General features: G+C 58.0%; 3 protein-coding genes and 2 pseudogenes. 4 read left to right on the top strand and 1 reads right to left on the bottom strand.

The features are described from left to right. Positions 1-236, bottom strand: a pseudogene (locus tag HMPREF1138_RS04920) (DUF6318 family protein); the annotation flags it as partial. A gap of 491 nt (positions 237-727) precedes the next feature. Here HMPREF1138_RS04920 and HMPREF1138_RS10480 point away from each other — a divergent pair. The 4 genes and pseudogenes from HMPREF1138_RS10480 to HMPREF1138_RS04945 all read left to right on the top strand — a co-directional run. Beyond that, complete coding sequence (locus HMPREF1138_RS10480) at positions 728-1,021, top strand: hypothetical protein (protein WP_009057249.1); 294 nt, start codon at positions 728-730, stop codon at positions 1,019-1,021. Between the two features lie 94 nt (positions 1,022-1,115). Beyond that, a complete protein-coding gene (locus tag HMPREF1138_RS04930; RefSeq protein ID WP_155887135.1) occupies positions 1,116-1,385 on the top strand; it encodes an Lsr2 family DNA-binding protein in 270 nt (89 codons plus the stop codon). A 235-nt stretch (positions 1,386-1,620) separates the two neighbouring features. Beyond that, positions 1,621-2,931 (top strand): hypothetical protein, encoded by a 1,311-nt coding sequence (locus HMPREF1138_RS11055; RefSeq protein ID WP_155887136.1) that lies wholly within the window; start codon positions 1,621-1,623, stop codon positions 2,929-2,931. A gap of 537 nt (positions 2,932-3,468) precedes the next feature. After that, positions 3,469-3,707, top strand: a pseudogene (locus tag HMPREF1138_RS04945) (IS256 family transposase); the annotation flags it as partial.

Here is a 3,707-nt window from a genome sequence, read left to right on the forward strand (position 1 = left end):
AAGACAGCACCCGCGAAGAGAACAACGTAGACGACGCGCATCCCCCAATAGAACGGCTCGACGTGCAGCCACGCCCGGGCGCGCGCACGCGCACCCTTGGGGCGCCGCGCTTTGACCTCGGCACGATAATCAGCCCACCGCCGGCGCAGCGTGTACTTACGCGGCGCCGTTTCGCGGCGGAAACGCTCCTCGTCCTCCTCGGTCACGGGACGCTCAGACAACGGCGGAACCATCATGATCTATCAACCTCCACGATGAGGTGCCCTCCCGCGCGCCCCCACCATCGGAGACGCGCCCTGATAGCAGGTAAGACTACGCCTCGAACTGGCAAGAAATACATAGAATACGAAGTAACTATCATGCACATTCACCCGATATCTGGTGACGAGCAGCACAGATGTGCGGTCGTCGCGAGCACCTCGCGTCTGACCTTGTCAAACATTGATCCGCCCTCCCGGCATCCGCGCAGCCTACAGGTAAAACTGTGGGCCACTATCTGGACACTGATGCCGATAGGGCGCACAACGGCGCGAATGTGCAGCGCGCAAGTCAAGCGTCCGAACGGGGGAGGCGCGCGTGCGCGGAAGGCCTCGGGGTGGGGTCGCCCGTGGGCCGCCTAATGTTTCACGTGAAACGCTCTGACAGGAGAAGCCTTGATTCATGTCAATCTGTGTGCAGCGGCTGCGTCGCGCAATTTGTGAGGCATGTGCCGTGTATACCTGTCCCCATGAAGAAGCGCAGTAACCGAGCGGACGTGAAGATGAAGGCCGACCTCCAACGCTGGCTCATTGAATCCGGAGAAGCTGAAGAACTCGTGGCCTTCCTACGCGAGGAGCGGGCGCGTCATCCGGTGCCCCCGCCACGAGTGGCCGTAACCACGAGCCTTGATGTTGATATTTTTGACGCCATGATGGCTCGCGCGTCCAGTGAGGGCATCACGTCACGGTCGGGAGCCCTACGCGCCGCGGTGCGCGAGTGGGTGCGTGATGTCGAGTGTAAGCCCGAATCGCACGAGGATTGACGAGGTCGTGGCTGGTCCCCGGGTCGTGGACGACGAGTGGGGTGCTGGGCCTGCCACAAAGATAGGAACCCCGCCATGATGTACACATATGACTATGACGAAGCGTGACGATACAAGCATGGCGGAACAGAACGCTGAAATCCGGCGGTGGGCGGAGGCGAACGGCCTGACGGTCGGGGCGAGGCTGGGGCAGCAGCCGGACGCGGTGGAGCGAGTCGCTCCTCGAGTGCCGATCGTCGAGGTCACGGTGCGCATCGACGAGGACGTGTACGAGGCGGCGATGCTACGTGCGACCTACGACGGATACGACAACGCGTCCGAGGTGGTCGAAGCGGCTATGCGAGAGTGGGCGCGAGGGTACTAGGCTCCCAAAAATTACTTGATGGCGGAATCCGCGAACGGCTGTGAATGCGAATCCGTATCGATGCCTGGTGCATGCTCCTGTGGGGCTCTGCTTGCGTTCTCTGGTCACTGCATGGCTGGAAGTCCACTCATCATCAAGGACCAAGAGCTCTACCCGCAACCCCCGACGAACACCTGGTCACCCACACTCAACTCGGAAGAGCCGTAAAACGCCACGCAGGTGGTAAGATTGGGAGATGGGATTGAATCTCGCAGATTGGGCCTTGAGAGGGATCCTCCCAAGTGGCCGAATAGAGTCGATTAGCGATGTTGGCTTGCAGGCACGTATCTCCGGAAAATTTGGCTCAGGCCGGCCTGGGCTAGGTAAGAAAATTCAGCCTGTTCCTGAATTGAATGGTTTTTGGCATTTCCATGTTGCAGATGTGCTTCTGAAGCTGGGTGAGCACACATTTCCTAGCGCAGGGGCGCGGCTGGGGACATTAGCCAGGTACGCTCCGATTCTCAAATACATGTCCGCTTTTGAGGAAGATCGCAATGGACGAATTGTCACCAGCGCCGTTATTGAGATGGTGGCATATCGCAGCAGAGGCATCGTTTCTGAGGAGCTAGGCGTGGGGTTCAGCCTAATTGCTGCAGAGAAATGGCTACGTGAGTCTTTAGGGCTGACGAACATCCGGTTCTTTGATATTGATTTGGTTGTGAAAGATAAGTATTCGAACATAAAACATGGGATCAGATCCGCTACGAAGCGAAGGGCTGACTGGCTGATCAGGGCCTGTGATCCGGCGAGGCCTGAGAGAGATCTCTTGTTCCTACTCGAATCCAAAGGAACCGCGACAAAGGACCGCCACGGGAATATGCTCGAGAAGGCTGTCCAGCAATTAGCAGCAACAACGATAGATGGTCACCATCTGCAGGGCCTAGCCGTGTGCACCTACTCGCCCGTAGGTGATCTGAAAATTTACGCAATTGATCCACCTGGAAACTTTGAACAGTCCGATACACCTTTCCTCGAGACCCCTGGGCGCTTAGAAGGAAACTATGGTCAGCTGCTTAGCATGGCGGGGGAATGGCGAGAGATTTCTAGTCCATTACACGACGAGAATCCGGAAACTTCGAAGACTATTTTGGGAATGGACCTGAAGTCAGAACCCTTGTCTCAACTGACGGAGCTCCAGTCGGCGCTCAATATAGCGCACTGGTCCTCCGACTACGCTCTGCTTGAGAATCTTCACCTGTACTATGGCACTCCAAGACCGAGAGCACCAAGAAACGTCCTTGAGAGCGAAAGGACGCTGCAAACAAGCGTTGGGGTCGCCACAGGCTACGTGCTGAGGATCCCAGGTTGTCCAGCAGCTGTTTTCGCGGGAGTGATGGAAAAAGTGAGAGCTGCTCTCACTGAGCATGACTTCATGAGAGTAAAGAGCATCACCTCAGAATATCGCTCGGTACGTGCTGCTGAAATACGCCCAGCTGCAGAAGGAGTCGAAGCTGGGAACCTAGCCATCTCCGATTCCGGCGCGGTTCTGGCGTTAATCGATCTGTGAGGTGGCCAGTATCTACTTCTTACTGCCAGCATCAGAAGTCTCCCTCTCGATCCACGCCACGAGCTGCTAGTACACCCCTGATCCCGTCGTGTTGGGGATGATGGTCGCGGAGCTAGTAGGACAGCTCGAACGCTCCATATACCCCATGGTGTCGAAGATGAGCCGGGCGGTTGCAAAGTCGGCTGTGTTAATGGGGCTCTTCAGGGTTGGGTGTGGGTGGAGAGGATCACCTGTGCGCCCGCGGTGACCGGTCGTGTCTTGCTGGACGCGACAGCGCACCTCACCTGGGGCGTGCCCGGCGAGTGTGACGATGTGAAAGGCGTCGAGCACGCTGGTTGTGTCCTTGGAGCAGGCCAAGGCGATGGCGGTCTTGCTGTCCCTGGAAGGGATCCAGCGTCGCGATTCGCACCCCCGCGCGGAAATCTTCTCCGCGCTCGGCCAGCCAGTTCTTGTACACGGTGCCAGACCTGCCCGGCACCAGGTGGGCGTGTTTAATTGTCTGTGTATCCGTCTTTTGTTTGAAAGGATTGATGCATGATGAATGATGATGATGTTGTTGCGGCTCGCGCTAGTGGGCGTGAGACGGTGGAGGAGCTGCGTCGCTCGGGGGCGTTGGATGCGTTGTTTGAGCGTCTTGATGCTGGCGAGGTCGAGATGACGGGCAGTCAGGGCTTGTTGCCGGCGTTGCTCAAGGAGGCCTTGGAGCGCGGGTTGACCGCGGAGCTGACCGAGCACTTGGGGTATGAGAAGGGCCAGACCAGTGGGCAGGCGCGCTA

The sequence above is a fragment of the Actinomyces sp. ICM58 genome, from assembly GCF_000283035.1.
In the GTDB taxonomy this organism is placed as follows: Bacteria; Actinomycetota; Actinomycetes; order Actinomycetales; family Actinomycetaceae; genus Pauljensenia.